Genomic DNA, 17296 nt, shown 5'->3' on the forward strand with positions numbered 1-17296 from the left:
TCGCCATCGCGAGCAGGCTCGCTCCCACAGGGATTAGTGGGGCTCAAAGCATTCGGTTTTCCGAACACGACCCGCCAGTCAGTTCGGCTAACCGGATAAATCAGGCTGCACAGACCTGAAACAAAACATTAATTACCTTTAAAAACAACAACCTACACAGACTCGACTGGCCTGGCACGACTCATGCTCTACACTCCTCGAGACGAATGCCTGTACGCCAACACAACAGGAGCTGCCAGGCATTTCGAAGTACTCAGGGCCGACGAACCGGCCGAAATAAAAAAAACAATGTCGAGGAAACATCGATGCGTATCGTTCCCCATCTCCTGGGCGCAGCCATTGCTGCCGCTCTGATCAGCACTCCGGTTTTCGCAGCCGAACTGACCGGCACGCTGAAAAAGATCAAAGAGTCCGGCGTCATCACGCTCGGCCACCGCGACGCCTCCATTCCGTTCTCCTACATCGCGGACGCTTCCGGCAAACCGGTCGGCTACTCCCATGACATCCAGCTAAAAGTCGTCGAAGCCCTGAAGAAAGAGCTGGACGTGCCGAACCTGCAGGTCAAGTACAACCTGGTCACCTCGCAAACCCGTATCCCGCTGGTGCAGAACGGCACCGTGGACCTGGAGTGCGGCTCCACCACCAACAACGTCGAGCGCCAGCAGCAAGTCGCCTTCTCCGTTGGCATCTTCGAGATCGGCACCAAACTGCTGTCCAAGAAAGACTCCAAGTACAAGGATTTCGACGACCTCAAGGGCAAGAACGTCGTGACAACCGCCGGCACCACGTCCGAGCGCTTGCTCAAGGCAATGAATGCCGACAAGCAGATGGGCATGAACGTCATCTCCGCCAAGGACCACGGCGAATCCTTCCAGATGCTGGAATCGGGTCGTGCCGTTGCGTTCATGATGGACGACGCCCTGCTGGCCGGCGAAGCCGCCAAGGCCAAGAAGGCCGAGGACTGGGCCGTCACGGGCACCCCACAGTCCTATGAAATCTACGGCTGCATGATGCGCAAGGGCGACGAGCCGTTCAAAAAGGCTGTCGATGACGCCATCAAGGCCACCTACGCTTCGGGCGAGATCAACAAGATCTACGAAAAATGGTTCATGCAACCTATCCCGCCAAAAGGCCTGAACCTGAGCTTCCCGATGAGCGACGAACTCAAGGCATTGATCGCCAACCCGACCGACAAAGCGGCTGACGAAAAGAAATCCTGATTTCTGACTAACCTTATCTCCTGAAGGGGCCCGGCCCTTTCAGGGGATGGTCACTCCCTGCTGGCAAATCTGGAAACACTCGAACCGGTGGCTGTCGAGCCGATCGCGTGTGCCTGGCCTCCAAGCCGGGCGGGAACGGAGTTCCCCAGGCGGGCATTTGTATATCGAACGATCTGAGGGGAGACCCTAATGAATTACAACTGGGACTGGGGCGTGTTCTTCAAGTCCACCGGCGTGGGCAGCGAGATTTATCTCGACTGGTACGTGGCCGGCCTGGGCTGGACCATCGCCATCGCCGTCGTCGCCTGGATCATTGCCCTGCTGCTGGGTTCGATCCTGGGTGTGATGCGTACCGTGCCGAACCGGCTGGTGTCGGGTATCGCCACGTGCTACGTGGAGCTTTTCCGTAACGTGCCGCTGCTGGTTCAGCTGTTCATCTGGTACTTCCTGGTGCCGGACCTGCTGCCCGCCGATATGCAGGAATGGTACAAGCAGGACCTGAACCCGACCACCTCGGCCTACCTGAGCGTCGTGGTGTGCCTGGGCCTGTTCACCGCCGCCCGGGTCTGCGAACAAGTGCGCACCGGCATCCAGGCGCTGCCCCGCGGCCAGGAATCCGCCGCCCGCGCCATGGGCTTCAAGCTGCCGCAGATCTACTGGAACGTGCTGCTGCCCCAGGCCTATCGGATCATCATTCCGCCGCTTACCTCGGAATTCCTCAACGTCTTCAAGAACTCGTCCGTGGCCTCGCTGATCGGCCTGATGGAACTGCTCGCGCAGACCAAGCAGACCGCCGAGTTCTCCGCCAACCTGTTCGAAGCCTTTACCCTGGCGACGCTGATCTACTTCACCCTGAACATGAGCCTGATGCTGCTCATGCGTATGGTCGAGAAGAAAGTCGCGGTGCCCGGCCTGATCTCCGTGGGGGGTAAATAATGGAATTCGACTTCACAGGCATCATCCCGGCCATTCCCGGCTTGTGGAATGGCATGGTGATGACCCTCAAGCTGATGGCCCTCGGCGTCGTCGGCGGGATCATTCTGGGAACCATCCTGGCGCTGATGCGCCTGTCCCACAACAAGCTGGTCTCCAATATCGCCGGCGCCTACGTCAACTACTTCCGCTCGATCCCGTTGCTGCTGGTCATCACCTGGTTCTACCTGGCGGTGCCGTTCGTGCTGCGCTGGATCACCGGCGAAGACACGCCAATCGGCGCGTTCGGTTCCTGCGTCGTGGCGTTCATGATGTTCGAGGCGGCGTACTTCTGCGAAATCGTCCGGGCCGGCGTGCAATCGATCCCCAAGGGCCAGATGGGCGCGGCACAGGCACTGGGCATGAATTATGGCCAGGTCATGCGCCTGATCATCCTGCCCCAGGCGTTTCGCAAGATGACCCCGCTGCTGCTGCAACAGAGCATCATCCTGTTTCAGGACACCTCGCTGGTCTACACGGTCGGTCTGGTGGACTTCCTCAATGCTTCGCGGGCCAATGGCGACATCATCGGCCGCTCCAATGAGTTCCTGATCATCGCAGGTCTCGTGTACTTCACAATCAGCTTTGCCGCCTCGCTGCTGGTCAAGCGTCTGCAAAAAAGGTTCGCCGTATGATCTCTATCAAGAACATCAACAAGTGGTATGGGGACTTCCAGGTACTGACCAATTGCAGCACCGAGGTCAGCAAGGGTGAGGTTGTGGTGGTGTGCGGGCCATCGGGTTCGGGCAAGTCCACACTGATCAAATGCGTGAACGCCCTGGAGCCGTTCCAGAAAGGTGACATCGTGGTCGATGGCACCTCCATCGCCGACCCGAAGACCAACCTGCCGAAACTGCGCTCGCGCGTGGGCATGGTGTTCCAGCATTTCGAACTGTTCCCGCACCTGACCATCACCGAGAACCTGACCATCGCGCAGATCAAGGTGCTGGGTCGCAGCAAGGAAGAAGCCACCAAGAAAGGCCTGCAATTGCTTGAGCGCGTTGGCCTTTCCGCCCACGCCCACAAACACCCGGGCCAGCTCTCCGGCGGCCAGCAACAGCGCGTGGCGATTGCCCGTGCGCTGGCGATGGACCCGGTGGTGATGCTGTTCGACGAACCGACCTCGGCCCTTGACCCGGAAATGGTCAACGAAGTGCTCGACGTGATGGTGCAACTGGCCCACGAAGGCATGACCATGATGTGCGTGACCCACGAAATGGGCTTCGCCCGCAAAGTGGCGAACCGGGTGATCTTCATGGACCAGGGCCAGATCATCGAGGATTGCCCGAAAGAAGAGTTCTTCGGCGACATCAGCGCCCGCTCCGAACGCGCGCAGCATTTCCTCGAGAAAATCCTGCAGCACTAAAGCGTCGCCTTCTTTAGGCGCGCTTGTCCTTGTGGCCAGAGATTGCTCTCGCTGGACCCTGTAGGAGCTGGCGAAGCCTGCGATCTTTTGATCTTTCGCTTGAGATCCAAGTGACAGGGGAAAGATCGCAGCCTCGTTGCACTCGACAGCTCCTACAGAGCCGAGCGGGAGCAATCTCTGGCCACAGGACCGCGTTCGAAGGACGACCGCCGCCACACTGGTTGACCCAAGGCTTCTGTGATGAAATGCGACCCCACCCTTTATCGCGCCGCGCCGCCATCACTCGCCGTGAAACCCCGCCTGATCCGCCATCTGTTCCTGCCGCCGCTGGTCATTGCGCTGATGATCGGCCTGGGTTACCTCGGCTTCTGGATCAGCGAGCACTATGGCGTACGTGGCCTCGCCGAGAATGGCGAGCGCCAGTTGGAACTGCACGCCCGTGCGGTCGAGAGCGAGATCAGCAAGTACACCTACCTGCCCAGCCTGCTGGAGCTTGAATCGAGTGTCTCGCAACTGCTGGACGATCCGACGCCCGAGCATCGCAAGACCGTCAATGAATACCTCGAAGGCCTGAACCGCCGCAGCCGCAGCCGGGCCATCTACGTGATGGACACCACCGGCCGGGTCATGGCCACCAGCAACTGGCGCGACGTCGACAGTTACCTGGGTGAAGACCTGTCCTTCCGCGCCTATTTCCAGAACGCCGTACGCGGCCAGCCTGGGCGTTTCTACGGCATCGGCAGCACCAGCGGCGAGCCCGGCTACTACCTCGCCCACGGCCTGGAACAACAAGGCAAGATCATCGGCGTCGCCGTGGTCAAGGTGCGCCTCGAAGCCATGGAGGAACGCTGGCAGCGAGCGCGGCTGGAAGCGTTCGTCAGTGATGAGAACGGCATCATCATCCTTTCCAGCGACCCGGCGCGACGGCTCAAGTCGGTGCGGCCGCTGAGCGACGAGACCAAGGAACGCCTGGCCCGCAGCCTGCAATATTATTGGTTTCCTCTGAACGAACTGGTGCCCCTGGCCCGGGAACGCCTGGCCGAAGGCATGGAAAAGCTGACCTTCCCGGCCAACACCGAACTGGTGTCCGACGAGCGCGCTATCAGCTACTTGTCGCAAACCCGGCCCTTGAGCGATACCCCGTGGAACTTCACCCTGCTGACGCCCCTTGAAGACCTGCGTCGCCAGGCGATCAACCAAGGCATCCTGGTGGCCGTGGCCTTCGCCCTGGTGGCGTTCCTGTTGATCGCCTGGAACGAACGGCGCAAGGTCATCGCCACCCGCCTTGCGGCCCGGGAAGCCTTGCAGGAAGCCAACAATCAGCTGGAGCGTCGGATTACCGAACGCACCACCGACCTGCGCGCCAGCAACGAACGACTCAAGGGCCAGATCCGCGAGCGACGCCAGGCCGAAGAGACCTTGCGCCGGGCCCAGGATGAACTGGTCCAGGCCGGAAAACTGGCGGCCATCGGCCAGATGTCCACCAGCATCGCCCACGAACTCAACCAGCCGCTGGCGGCGCTGCGCACCTTGTCCGGCAACACCGTGCGCTTCCTGGAGCGCGGCCAGCTGGACATCGCCAGCACCAACCTCAAGACCATCAACGAATTGATCGACCGCATGGGCCGGATCACCGCCAGCCTGCGCGCCTTCGCCCGGCGCGGCGATGACCAGGGCCGGGCGAGCCTGGGCAAGGCCGTCGAGGCCGCGTTGCAACTGCTGGGCGGGCGCCTGGAAAAGCTGGACATCCAGATCCACAGCGGTTTCGATGACGTCCAATTGCAAATCGACCAGACCCGCCTGGAGCAGATCCTGGTGAACCTGATCGGCAATGCCCTGGATGCCATGCAGACGCAACCCGAACCGAAACTGTGGCTCGAAGGCCAGGCCGCCGATGGCAAATATCGCCTGCGGGTTCGGGACAATGGCCACGGCATCGATCCAGAGGCCCGCAAGCATTTGTTCGAGCCGTTCTTCACCACCAAACCTGGCGAACAGGGCCTGGGCCTAGGGTTGACGCTCTCGGCGAGCCTGGCCGCCGCCGCGGGTGGGCACCTGGGCGTCGAGTACCCGCTTGAGCGTGGTACCACGTTTGTCCTCAATCTACCGTTGGTCCGCCTTTCACCTGCCGAGCCGCTATGAACCACGACCTGAGCGTACTGATCGTCGAAGACGACCCCCACGTCCTGCTGGGCTGCCAGCAGGCCCTGAGCCTGGAAGACATTCCCTGCATCGGCGTGGGCAGCGCCGAAGAAGCCCTGGAGCGGGTCGACGATAACTTTGCCGGCATCGTCATCAGCGACATTCGCCTGCCGGGCATCGACGGCCTGGAACTGCTGACCCGCCTCAAGGCGCGGGACCGCAGCCTGCCGGTAGTGCTGATCACCGGCCACGGCGACATTTCCATGGCCGTCGGCGCCATGCAAAAAGGCGCCTATGACTTCATGGAGAAACCCTTCTCCCCTGAGCGCCTGGTCGACGTCGCCCGCCGCGCCCTGGAGCAACGCAGCCTGGCCCGAGAGGTGTCATCGCTGCGTCGGCAACTGGCTGAACGCGATTCCCTGGAAGGCCGGATCATTGGTCGCTCACCGGCCATGCAGCACCTGCGAGCGCTGATCGCCAACGTCGCCGATACCTCGGCCAACGTGCTGATCGAAGGCGAAACCGGCACCGGCAAGGAGTTGGTCGCCCGCTGCCTGCACGACTTCAGTCGGCGCCACGACAAGCAGTTCGTCGCGCTGAACTGCGGCGGGCTGCCGGAGAACCTGTTCGAAAGCGAGATTTTCGGCCACGAGGCCAATGCCTTCACCGGTGCCGGCAAACGCCGGATCGGCAAGATCGAGCACGCCGATGGCGGCACGCTGTTCCTCGACGAAGTGGAAAGCATGCCCCTGCCCTTGCAGATCAAACTGCTGCGTGTGTTGCAGGAACGCACCCTCGAGCGCCTGGGTTCGAACCAGAGCGTGGCCGTGGATTGCCGGGTGATCGCCGCCACCAAGTCCGACCTGGACGAAATGGGCCGGTCCGGGCAGTTCCGCAGCGACTTGTACTACCGCCTCAACGTGGTGACCCTGGAGCTACCGCCCCTGCGCGAGCGGCGCGAAGACATCCTGCAATTGTTCGAGCATTTTCTTCAGCAGTCGTCCCTACGCTTCGACCGCACAGTGCCGGAGCTGGACAACCAGACCCTGTCGAACCTGATGAGCCACGATTGGCCGGGCAACGTGCGCGAACTGCGCAACGTCGCCGAGCGTTACGCCCTGGGCCTGCCGGCGTTCAAGCGCTCCGGCGCCAGCAGCGGCAGCCAGGGCCTGGCCTTCGCCGAAGCGGTGGAAGCCTTCGAGCGCAACCTGCTGGTGGACGCCTTGCAGCGCAGCGGCGGCAACCTGACCCAGGCCAGCCAGGAACTGGGCATGGCCAAGACCACGTTGTTCGACAAAGTCAAAAAATATGGCCTGAGCCACTGATCTGGGACGTGAACCTGTGGACCTGATTTTCAAAGCGGCGCTGGGTGCAGCCGTGGTGGTCATCCTCGCGATGCTCGCCAAGACCAAGAATTACTACATCGCCGGGTTGGTGCCGCTGTTCCCGACCTTCGCCCTGATCGCCCACTACATCGTCGGCAAGGGCCGCTCGGTGGACGACTTGAAGACCACCATCGTGTTTGGCATGTGGTCGATCATTCCGTATTTCGTCTATCTCGCGACGCTGTACGTGATGGTCGACCGCATGCGCCTCGAAGCCTCATTGGCCGTAGCAGCCGTCGCCTGGCTGATGGCGGCGACGGTGCTGGTCAGCGTTTGGGTGCGGCTTCACGGCTGAGTCTGCAGCGACGCACATCCCCCGTAGGAGCTGCCGAAGGCTGCGATCTTTTGACCTTGATCTTTCGCTCGCGACTCAATTGCCAGGGGCAAGATCGCAGCCTCGCTTCGCTCGACAGCTCCTACAGTTCGTGCAGGGCATGCAAGATCAGTAGCCGACGGTAAACCGCGTCCGCGAAAACTGTGGCGTTTCCACTTCATCGATCATCGCGATGGCGTAGTCGGAAAAGCTGATCCAACTGCGCCCGGTATTGTCGAACAGCAGGTGGTCCTTGCCAACGCGGAACTGGCCGGTACGTTCTGTTTCGACGAACTCCGCCGAGGGCGAGAGGAAGGTCCAGTCCAGGTCCTGTTCCTTGCGCAGCACGTCCAGGAACAACGCACCGGCCGTGGCTTCGGCCAGGTATTCCTCCGGGAAGCCGTCGCTGTCGATCACCCGACTGTTATCCGGCAACAGCAACGAACCGGCCCCGCCGACCACTAGCAAGCGCTTGACCCCGGCGGCCTTCACCGGTGCGATGATTTTGTCGGCCGGCACGGTGGCAAAGTGCGCGGCACTGATCACCAGATCGTGGCCGGTGATGGCGGCGGTCAACGCCTCGCTGTCCAATACATCCAATTGCTGGCTGACCACCCCGGCCCTTTCGCCGATTTTCGCGGTGTTGCGGGCAATGGCCGTCACGCTGTGACCGCGGCGCAGGGCCTCTTCCAGCAGTTGGCTGCCAGCACGCCCGGTGGCGCCGATGATTGCGATTTTGCTCATGGTGTTCTCCAGTGATTACACATAGGGGTTATGAAGCCGTGCTCGAAACGGACATGACAAATCTTTGCTGTATGGACACCGTTGTGGCGAGGGAGCTTGCTCCCGCTCGACTGTGTAGGAGCTGCCGAAGGCTGCGATCTTTTGATCTTTCGCTTGGGATTCAAGTGTCTGGGGAAAGATCGCAGCCTCGTTTCACTCGACAGCTCCTACACAGCCCAGCGGGAGCAAGCTCCCTCGCCACCGAAGCGCATCTGCGACCCTGGCGTCAGGGTTGTCACCACTTCATCTCGCCCTTCGCCACCTTGGCGCTGAGTTCCAGGGAACTCTCTTCGCCCAGGTCCGGATAGCGTAGTTTCATGGCGGCGATCAGCGCGGCGGAGTCCTTGGCCTTGGCGGTTTCTTCGTCGAAGGCCTTGATGTAGCCGGCGGTGAAGCGCACCGGGGCCAGGGAGCGGGCGCTTTCGCCCAGGTAATGGCCGGGAATCACCGTGGTCGGTTGCAGTTTCTCAATCTTGGCAAGCGTCGCCAGCCAATCCTTGTGAGACTGCGGCGTCTGGGTGTCAGCCATCCACACATGAATGTTTTCAGCCACCACGACGCCGCCGACCACCGCCTTGATCGATGGAATCCACACGAAACTGCGGTCCGGCTGTGGGCCGTCGAGGCCGACCACCTGCAAGCGCTGGCCTTCCAGGGTCAGGCTGTCACCCTTGAGCACCTGGGGCACGATGGCCTTGGCCGGGGCATCGGTCTTGAGAATCGGCCCCCAGTATTTCAGCTTGCCATCCAGGGTGTGCCTGATGTGTTCGACAGTCGGTGCCGACGCCAGCACCTTGGCCTCAGGGAACGCGGCGGTGAGGGTTTCCAAGCCAAAATAGTAGTCTGGATCGCCATGGCTGATATAGATCGTGGTCAGCCGCTTGCCACTGGCGCGGATTTTCTCCACCACCTGCTCGGCCTGGGTCTTGCCGAACTGGGCATCCACCAGGATCGCCTCTTTCTCGCCACTGACCAGCACCGATGTCACCGGGAAAATCGCCGCCGCGCCGGGGTTGTAGACGTCGAGCGTCAAATCGGCGGCCCAGCCCTGGGCGGTGAAGGCCAGGGCGGCGGTTGCCAGCAGCAGGCGCTTGAGTGGGATATATCCGGTCATGGTGTGCTCCGTTGTCCAAAAACCCGTCAGGGGAATGAGACTGAGCTTAGTTGCCTGACTCGTTACAAAAAATGCGATGCTGGGACATAGTTTGTTTCTGAAAGCGGGCAAATCATGGATCGTCTACAAGCAATGCGGGTGTTCGTCACGGTGGTCGACCTCGGCAGTCAGTCGGCGGCGGCCGAGCATCTGGACCTGTCACGGCCGGTGGTGTCGCGCTACCTGGCGGAGCTGGAAGATTGGGTCGGTGCCCGACTCATGCACCGCACCACGCGCAAACTGAGCCTGACCGCCGCCGGCACGGAGATCCTGCCGCGCTGCCGGCAGATGCTGGAGCTGTCCGGCGACATGCAAGCCGCCGTCGGCGCCCCGGACGACGCGCCACGGGGCATGCTGCGCATCAGTGCCAGCACCTCCTTCGGCCAGGCTCAACTGGCGAGTGCCATGGCCGAATACGTCAAGCGCTACCCTGGGGTGAGCGTCGACCTGCAAATGCTCGACCGCACCGTGAACCTGGTGGACGAGCGCATCGACCTGGCGATCCGCATGAGCAACGACCTGGACCCGAACCTGATCGCCCGCCGCCTTACGGTCTGCCGCTCGGTGATCTGCGCCTCGCCGCAGTATCTGCGTGAGCACTCGACACCGCTGCGCGTGGAAGACCTCGGCCGACACAACTGCCTGACCCACTCCTACGTCGGCAAGAGCCTGTGGCATTTCGAACAGGACGGCGAGCAGGTCTCGGTGCCGGTGCAAGGCAACATCAGCGCCAACGAAGCCAGCACCTTGCTCCAAGCAACGATAGCCGGCGCCGGCGTGGCAATGCTGCCCAGCTACCAGGCGGGTGCCCACATCAAGAACGGCGAACTGATCCGCCTGCTGCCCCACGCCGAACCGCGTCGGATGAACATGTATGCGGTGTATGCCTCACGCAAGCACATGCCATCGGCGCTGCGCAGCCTGCTGGATTTTCTGGTGCTGAAGTTTCCCGAGACGCCTGAGTGGGATGTGGGGCTCTGAACAATATTGGCCACAATGAAGTTCCCCTGTGGGAGCGAGCCTGCTCGCGATAGCGGTGTGACAGCCAATAAAGATGTTGTCTGACCCACCGCTATCGCGAGCAGGCTCGCTCCCACAATGAGTCCGGTGTATTTCCTTGCTCGCACGCCAGGATTTCACCAACAGCCCGCCCCAAGGCATACTGGCCACCCTCCGCATCCCAGAACCCAAAACCGCCCCATGCGTATCCACGTCAGTTTCATCGACCGCGTCGGCATCACCCAGGAAGTCCTGGCCTTGCTCGGTGGGCGCAATCTCAATCTGGATGCGGTGGAGATGGTGCCGCCCAACGTCTACATCGACGCCCCGACCCTCAGCCCGCAAGTGCTCGACGAGTTGCGCGAGGCGCTGTTCAGTGTGCATGGCGTGCAGGCGGTCACCGTGGTGGACATCCTGCCAGGCCAGCGGCGGCACTTGCAGCTCGATGCCTTGCTCGCCGCCATGACCGACCCGGTGCTGGCCCTGGACAGCGTTGGCAAGGTGCTGCTGGCCAACCCGGCGCTGATCGCCCTGTACGGTCGTGAACCGGCCGGGGAAAGCGTGGCCGAGTTGTTCAGTGACGAGGCATTGCTCGGCGCCCTGCTGGAAAATGGTTTCCGCCTGCCGTTGCGCGAGGTCACCCTCAACGGCCAGACCTTGCTGCTGGACGCCACGCCCATCACCGACGCCGGCGCGCTGCTGACGTTGTATCAGCCCAACCGCATCGGTGAACGCCTGTCGGCCCTGCATCACGACCACGCCGAAGGTTTCGATGCGCTGCTGGGCGAGTCCCCGGCGATCCGCACCCTCAAGGCCCGGGCCCAGCGCGTCGCGGCCCTGGATGCACCGCTGCTGATCCAGGGCGAAACCGGCACCGGCAAGGAACTGGTGGCCCGGGCTTGCCACGCCATCAGTACCCGCCACAGCGCGCCATTCCTGGCCCTGAACTGCGCCGCGCTGCCGGAGAACCTGGCCGAAAGCGAACTGTTCGGCTACGCCCCCGGCGCTTTCACCGGAGCGCAACGGGGCGGCAAGCCTGGGCTGATGGAGCTGGCGAACCAGGGCACGGTATTTCTCGATGAAATCGGCGAGATGTCGCCGTACCTGCAAGCCAAGTTGCTGCGCTTCTTGAACGATGGCAGCTTCCGCCGGGTGGGCGGCGACCGGGAAATCAAGGTCAATGTGCGGATTCTCAGCGCCACCCACCGCAACCTGGAGAAAATGGTCAGCGAAGGCTCGTTCCGCGAAGACCTGTTCTATCGCCTGAACGTGCTCAACGTCGAAGTGCCGCCGCTGCGTGAGCGCGGCCAGGACATCCTGCTACTGGCGCGTTATTTCATGCAGCAGGCCTGCGCGCAGATCCAGCGCCCGGTCTGCCGCCTCTCCCCTGGCACATACCCGGCGCTGCTGGGCAACCGTTGGCCGGGCAACGTGCGGCAATTGCAGAACGTGATCTTCCGCGCCGCCGCCATCTGCGAAAGCAGCCTGGTGGACATCGGCGACCTGGACATCGCCGGCACCTCCGTGGCGCGCCAGGGCGATGTGGAAGTCGAAAGCCTGGAACAGGCGGTGGAAACCTTCGAGAAGCAGCTGCTCGAAAGCCTCTATGCCAACTACCCCTCCACACGCCAGTTGGCCAGCCGCCTGCAAACCTCCCATACCGCGATTGCTCATCGGTTGCGCAAATATGGGATTTCCGGGAAGCCATAAACCCGCCGCAGTCCCCTGTGGGAGCGAGCTTGCTCGCGATAGCGGTGTGTCAGTCAACCTGTCGCTGACTGGGCTACCGTCATCGCGAGCAAGCTCGCTCCCACAGGGTTCTTGTGTTGCATCGAAAATAGCGTTCAAAAACGACCTCCACTGTACTGAAAGCGCTACAGCGGAACGATATCGCTACACCCTGCGCTAACCTGCACTGTGCAAGGCTTTGATCCCACAACGATTTTTTCCAGGCTTCCAGCTGTAGCGATTTCGCTACACCTCACTCCATCCAAGCTTCGGCAAAACCACTCAATCCATTGATATATAAGCCATTAATAACATTGGCCGCATTCTTGCTATGGATATAACCATTCGGCCGGGCCAAGCCCCGTGCCTTTCTTCGCGTCCACCAGACGAATCTGGCCCCAGGAGTTTCCATGAGCGAGTTGCGTTTCACTGAAGATCACGAATGGCTGCGCGCCGAAGCCGACGGCAGCGTCACCGTAGGCATCACCGCTTTCGCGCAGAACGCGTTGGGCGACGTGGTTTTTGTGCAACTGCCTGAACTGCAGGCCTACGACAAAGGCGCCGAAGCCTCCACCGTGGAGTCGGTCAAGGCCGCCAGCGGTGTGTACATGCCCCTGGACGGTGAAGTGCTGGAAGTGAACGACAAACTCGACGGCAGCCCGGAACTGGTCAACGAAGATCCGATGGGCGAAGGCTGGTTCTTCCGCTTTAAACCGACCGACGCCGACGCAGTGGCTAAGCTGTTGGATCAAGATGCCTACGATCGCCTGATCAAAGCCAACGCCGAAGCCTGAGGAGCGCACCATGACCGTTAATCTCGGCACCGCCAACGAATTCATCGCCCGCCACATCGGCCCGCGTGCAGGCGACGAGCAAGCCATGCTCGAACGCCTGGGCTACGACTCCCTGGAAGCCTTGAGCGCCAGCGTCATCCCGGAAAGTATCAAGGGCACCAGCGTGCTGGACATGGGCGACGGCCAGAGCGAAGCCGACGCACTGGCCTCGATCAAGGCCATCGCCGCCAAGAACCAGCTGTTCAAGACCTACATCGGCCAGGGCTACTACAACTGCCACACGCCGGCGCCGATCCTGCGCAACCTGCTGGAAAACCCGGCCTGGTACACCGCCTACACCCCGTACCAGCCAGAAATCTCCCAAGGCCGTCTCGAAGCACTGCTGAACTTCCAGACCCTGATCAGCGACCTCACCGGCCTGCCGATCGCCAACGCTTCCTTGCTCGACGAAGCCACCGCCGCCGCCGAAGCCATGACCTTCTGCAAGCGCCTGAGCAAGAACAAGGGCAGCAACGCGTTCTTCGCCTCCGTGCACAGCCACCCGCAAACCCTCGACGTGCTGCGCACCCGTGCCGAGCCCCTGGGCATCGACGTGGTGGTGGGCGATGAGCGCGAACTGAGCGACGTCAGCGGTTTCTTCGGCGCGCTGCTGCAGTACCCGGCCAGCAACGGCGACCTGTTCGACTACCGCGAACTGACCGAACGCTTCCACGCCGCCAACGCCTTGGTGGCCGTTGCCGCTGACCTGCTGGCCCTGACCCTGCTGACCCCGCCGGGTGAATTCGGCGCCGATGTCGCCATCGGCAGCGCCCAGCGCTTCGGCGTTCCGCTGGGTTTCGGCGGCCCGCACGCGGCCTATTTCTCCACCAAGGACGCGTTCAAGCGCGACATGCCGGGCCGCCTGGTCGGTGTTTCCGTGGACCGTTTCGGCAAGCCGGCCCTGCGCCTGGCGATGCAGACCCGCGAACAACACATCCGCCGCGAGAAAGCCACGAGCAACATCTGCACCGCCCAGGTGCTGCTGGCCAACATCGCCAGCATGTACGCCGTGTACCACGGCCCCAAGGGCCTGGTGCAAATCGCCAATCGCATCCATCACCTGACCGCGATCCTCGCCAAGGGCCTGGGCGCTCTGGGCCTGAACGTCGAGCAAGAAGGCTTCTTCGACACCCTGACCCTGCTCACCGGCGCGCAAACCGCTGCCCTGCATGACAAGGCCCGCGCCCAGCGCATCAACCTGCGCGTGGTGGACGCCGAACGCCTGGGCCTGTCCCTGGACGAGACCACCAACCAGGCTGACATCGAAGCGCTGTGGAGCCTGTTGGCCGACGGCAAGGCACTGCCGGACTTCACCGCACTGGCCGCTAGCGTGCAAAGCCGTATCCCGGCCGAACTGGTGCGCCAATCGGCGATCCTCAGCCACCCGGTGTTCAACCGCTACCATTCCGAAACCGAGCTGATGCGCTACCTGCGCAAGCTCGCCGACAAGGACCTGGCCCTGGATCGCACCATGATCCCGCTGGGTTCCTGCACCATGAAACTCAACGCCGCCAGCGAAATGATCCCGGTGACCTGGGCCGAGTTCGGCGCCCTGCACCCGTTCGCCCCGGCCGAGCAAAGCGCTGGCTACCAGCAATTGACCGACGAGCTGGAAGCGATGCTTTGCGCCGCCACCGGCTATGACGCGGTGTCGCTGCAACCCAACGCCGGCTCCCAAGGCGAGTACGCCGGCCTGCTGGCGATCCGCGCCTATCACCAGAGCCGTGGCGAAGACCGTCGCGACATCTGCCTGATCCCGTCCTCGGCCCACGGCACCAACCCGGCCACCGCCAACATGGCCGGCATGCGCGTGGTCGTGACCGCCTGCGATGCCCGTGGCAACGTCGACATCGAAGACCTGCGGGCCAAGGCCATCGAGCACCGCGAACACCTCGCCGCGCTGATGATCACCTACCCGTCCACCCACGGCGTGTTCGAAGAAGGCATCCGCGAAATCTGCGGCATCATTCATGACAACGGCGGCCAGGTGTACATCGACGGCGCCAACATGAACGCCATGGTCGGCCTCTGCGCCCCGGGCAAGTTCGGCGGCGACGTGTCGCACCTGAACCTGCACAAGACCTTCTGCATTCCTCACGGCGGTGGCGGCCCGGGCGTCGGCCCGATTGGCGTCAAGTCGCACCTGGCACCGTTCCTGCCGGGCCATGCCAACATGGAACGCAAGGAAGGCGCGGTGTGCGCGGCGCCGTTCGGCAGCGCGAGCATCCTGCCGATCACCTGGATGTACATCCGCATGATGGGCGGCGCGGGCCTCAAGCGTGCCTCGCAGTTGGCGATCCTCAACGCCAACTACATCGCCCGTCGCCTGGAGGAACACTATCCAGTGCTCTACTCCGGCAGCAACGGTCTGGTGGCCCACGAATGCATCCTCGACCTGCGTCCGCTCAAGGACAGCAGCGGCATCAGCGTCGATGACGTGGCCAAGCGCCTGATCGACTTCGGCTTCCACGCCCCGACCATGTCGTTCCCGGTAGCCGGCACGTTGATGATCGAGCCGACCGAGAGCGAATCCAAGGAAGAGCTGGACCGCTTCTGCGACGCCATGATCTGCATCCGCGAAGAAATCCGCGCGGTGGAAAACGGCAGCCTCGACAAAGACGACAACCCGCTGAAGAACGCCCCGCACACCGCGGCGGAACTCGTCGGCGAGTGGACCCACCCTTATAGCCGCGAACAGGCGGTGTACCCGGTGGCGTCGTTGATCGACGGCAAGTACTGGCCGCCGGTGGGCCGGGTCGACAACGTGTTCGGCGACCGCAACCTGGTCTGCGCCTGCCCGTCGATCGAAAGCTACGCTTGATCTGAAGGAGGGCGATCTACCAGCCCTCCGAATCCCCTGTGGGAGCGAGCCTGCTCGCGATAGCGGCGTAACAGCCAATAGAGATGTTGTCTGACACTCCGCTATCGCGAGCAGGCTCGCTCCCACAAGGATCTATGCCAGACCTTAAACCGTCGATCTCATAAAAAGAAACCGGAGAAACACCATGTCGTTAAGCGTGTTCGACCTGTTCAAGATCGGTATCGGTCCTTCCAGCTCCCATACCGTCGGCCCGATGCGTGCCGCTGCCCGTTTTGTCGAGGGGCTGCGCCGTGATGATCTGCTTGAAAGCATTACCAGCGTCAAGGTCGAGCTCTACGGCTCGCTCGGGGCCACCGGCAAGGGCCACGGCAGTGACAAGGCCGTGCTGCTGGGCCTGGAAGGCGAGCACCCGGACACCGTGGACACCGAGACGGTGACCGCCCGGCTCCAGGAGATCCGCAGCAACGGTCGCCTGAACCTGCTTGGCGAACACCCCATTGAATTCAACGAAAAACTGCACCTGGCGATGATCCGCAAGCCGTTGGCCTTTCACCCCAACGGCATGATCTTCCGCGCCTTCGATGCCGCCGGGCTGCAAGTGCGCAGCCGCGAGTACTACTCGGTCGGCGGCGGCTTTGTCGTGGATGAAGACGCCGCCGGCGCCGACCGCATTGTCGAAGACGCCACGCCCCTGACCTTCCCGTTCAAGAGTGCCAAGGACCTGCTGGGTCATTGCAGCACCTATGGCCTGTCCATCAGCCAGGTGATGCTGACCAATGAAAGTGCCTGGCGCCCTGAAGCCGAGACCCGTGCCGGCCTGCTGAAGATCTGGCAGGTGATGCAGGATTGCGTGGCGGCGGGCTGTCGCAACGAAGGGATCCTGCCGGGCGGGCTGAAGGTCAAGCGCCGGGCCGCGGCGTTGCACCGCCAATTGTGCAAGAACCCCGAAGCCGCTTTGCGCGACCCGCTGTCGGTGCTGGACTGGGTCAACCTGTATGCCTTGGCCGTCAACGAAGAAAACGCCTATGGCGGACGCGTCGTCACTGCCCCGACCAACGGGGCGGCGGGCATCATTCCGGCCGTGCTGCATTACTACATGCGCTTTATCCCCGGTGCCAGCGAGGATGGCGTGGTGCGTTTCCTGCTGACCGCTGCCGCCATCGGCATCCTGTACAAGGAAAATGCCTCTATCTCCGGCGCCGAAGTCGGTTGCCAGGGTGAAGTGGGTGTGGCCTGTTCCATGGCCGCCGGCGCCCTGTGCGAAGTGCTTGGCGGCACCGTGCAGCAGGTGGAAAACGCCGCCGAGATCGGCATGGAACACAACCTCGGCCTGACCTGCGACCCGATCGGCGGCCTGGTGCAGGTGCCGTGCATCGAACGCAACGCCATGGGCTCGGTGAAGGCCATCAACGCGGTGCGCATGGCCATGCGCGGCGACGGGCATCACTTCGTCTCCCTCGACAAGGTCATCCGCACCATGCGCCAGACCGGCGCCGACATGAAAAGCAAATACAAGGAGACCGCCCGCGGCGGTCTGGCGGTCAACATCATCGAATGCTGACGCGCGCCATTCTCATTTTC

At 62.5% G+C, this 17296-nt stretch carries 14 protein-coding genes; 12 read left to right on the plus strand and 2 right to left on the minus strand.

Going from position 1 to position 17296, the window contains the following annotated elements:
- Positions 1-305: 305 nt before the first annotated feature.
- From AD659_RS20560 to AD659_RS20590, 7 genes are all read left to right on the plus strand, one after another.
- Entirely contained in the window at positions 306-1220 is a 915-nt protein-coding gene (locus AD659_RS20560; RefSeq protein ID WP_053124566.1) for a glutamate/aspartate ABC transporter substrate-binding protein, read from the plus strand.
- Between the two features lie 189 nt (positions 1221-1409).
- Positions 1410-2156: an amino acid ABC transporter permease gene (locus AD659_RS20565; protein ID WP_053124568.1), complete on the plus strand. Its 747-nt coding sequence runs from the start codon at positions 1410-1412 to the stop codon at positions 2154-2156.
- Positions 2156-2827: an amino acid ABC transporter permease gene (locus AD659_RS20570; protein ID WP_014339892.1), complete on the plus strand. Its 672-nt coding sequence runs from the start codon at positions 2156-2158 to the stop codon at positions 2825-2827. The genes AD659_RS20565 and AD659_RS20570 overlap by 1 nt, the downstream gene beginning before the upstream one ends.
- Positions 2824-3558 (plus strand): amino acid ABC transporter ATP-binding protein, encoded by a 735-nt coding sequence (locus AD659_RS20575; RefSeq protein ID WP_018614195.1) that lies wholly within the window; start codon positions 2824-2826, stop codon positions 3556-3558. The genes AD659_RS20570 and AD659_RS20575 overlap by 4 nt, the downstream gene beginning before the upstream one ends.
- A gap of 240 nt (positions 3559-3798) precedes the next feature.
- Entirely contained in the window at positions 3799-5700 is a 1902-nt protein-coding gene (gene aauS, locus AD659_RS20580; RefSeq protein WP_053124570.1) for a two-component sensor histidine kinase AauS, read from the plus strand.
- A complete protein-coding gene (gene aauR / locus AD659_RS20585; RefSeq protein WP_053124572.1) occupies positions 5697-7025 on the plus strand; it encodes a two-component response regulator AauR in 1329 nt (442 codons plus the stop codon). Before aauS ends, aauR begins: the two co-directional genes overlap by 4 nt.
- Positions 7026-7050: 25 nt before the next feature.
- Positions 7051-7380: a GlpM family protein gene (locus AD659_RS20590; RefSeq protein WP_167352841.1), complete on the plus strand. Its 330-nt coding sequence runs from the start codon at positions 7051-7053 to the stop codon at positions 7378-7380.
- Between the two features lie 147 nt (positions 7381-7527).
- On the opposite strand, the gene AD659_RS20595 is transcribed toward AD659_RS20590, so the two are convergent.
- Both AD659_RS20595 and AD659_RS20600 read right to left on the minus strand, forming a co-directional pair.
- Positions 7528-8142, minus strand: coding sequence for an NAD(P)-dependent oxidoreductase (locus AD659_RS20595; protein WP_053124576.1), 615 nt, complete (start codon positions 8140-8142; stop codon positions 7528-7530).
- A gap of 274 nt (positions 8143-8416) precedes the next feature.
- Positions 8417-9295 carry an MBL fold metallo-hydrolase gene (locus AD659_RS20600; RefSeq protein WP_053124578.1) on the minus strand — a complete coding sequence of 293 codons (879 nt, stop codon included), beginning with the start codon at positions 9293-9295 and terminating at the stop codon, positions 8417-8419.
- A gap of 114 nt (positions 9296-9409) precedes the next feature.
- Here AD659_RS20600 and AD659_RS20605 point away from each other — a divergent pair, with 114 nt between their 5' ends.
- From AD659_RS20605 to AD659_RS20625, 5 genes are all read left to right on the plus strand, one after another.
- The gene (locus tag AD659_RS20605) at positions 9410-10315 is read left to right on the plus strand and encodes a LysR family transcriptional regulator (protein ID WP_053124579.1); all 906 of its coding nucleotides are present in this window, start codon (positions 9410-9412) and stop codon (positions 10313-10315) included.
- Positions 10316-10534: 219 nt separating this feature from the next.
- Positions 10535-12043 (plus strand): sigma-54-dependent transcriptional regulator, encoded by a 1509-nt coding sequence (locus tag AD659_RS20610; protein ID WP_053124582.1) that lies wholly within the window; start codon positions 10535-10537, stop codon positions 12041-12043.
- A gap of 428 nt (positions 12044-12471) precedes the next feature.
- Entirely contained in the window at positions 12472-12855 is a 384-nt protein-coding gene (gcvH, locus tag AD659_RS20615; RefSeq protein WP_053124584.1) for a glycine cleavage system protein GcvH, read from the plus strand.
- A gap of 10 nt (positions 12856-12865) precedes the next feature.
- Positions 12866-15715, plus strand: a complete 2850-nt coding sequence (gene gcvP / locus AD659_RS20620) for an aminomethyl-transferring glycine dehydrogenase (RefSeq protein WP_053124586.1) — start codon at positions 12866-12868, stop codon at positions 15713-15715.
- Between the two features lie 184 nt (positions 15716-15899).
- Positions 15900-17276 (plus strand): L-serine ammonia-lyase, encoded by a 1377-nt coding sequence (locus AD659_RS20625; protein WP_053124588.1) that lies wholly within the window; start codon positions 15900-15902, stop codon positions 17274-17276.
- Positions 17277-17296: the final 20 nt, after the last annotated feature.

This window comes from Pseudomonas thivervalensis, assembly GCF_001269655.1.
GTDB classification, from domain to species: Bacteria; Pseudomonadota; Gammaproteobacteria; order Pseudomonadales; family Pseudomonadaceae; genus Aquipseudomonas; species Aquipseudomonas thivervalensis.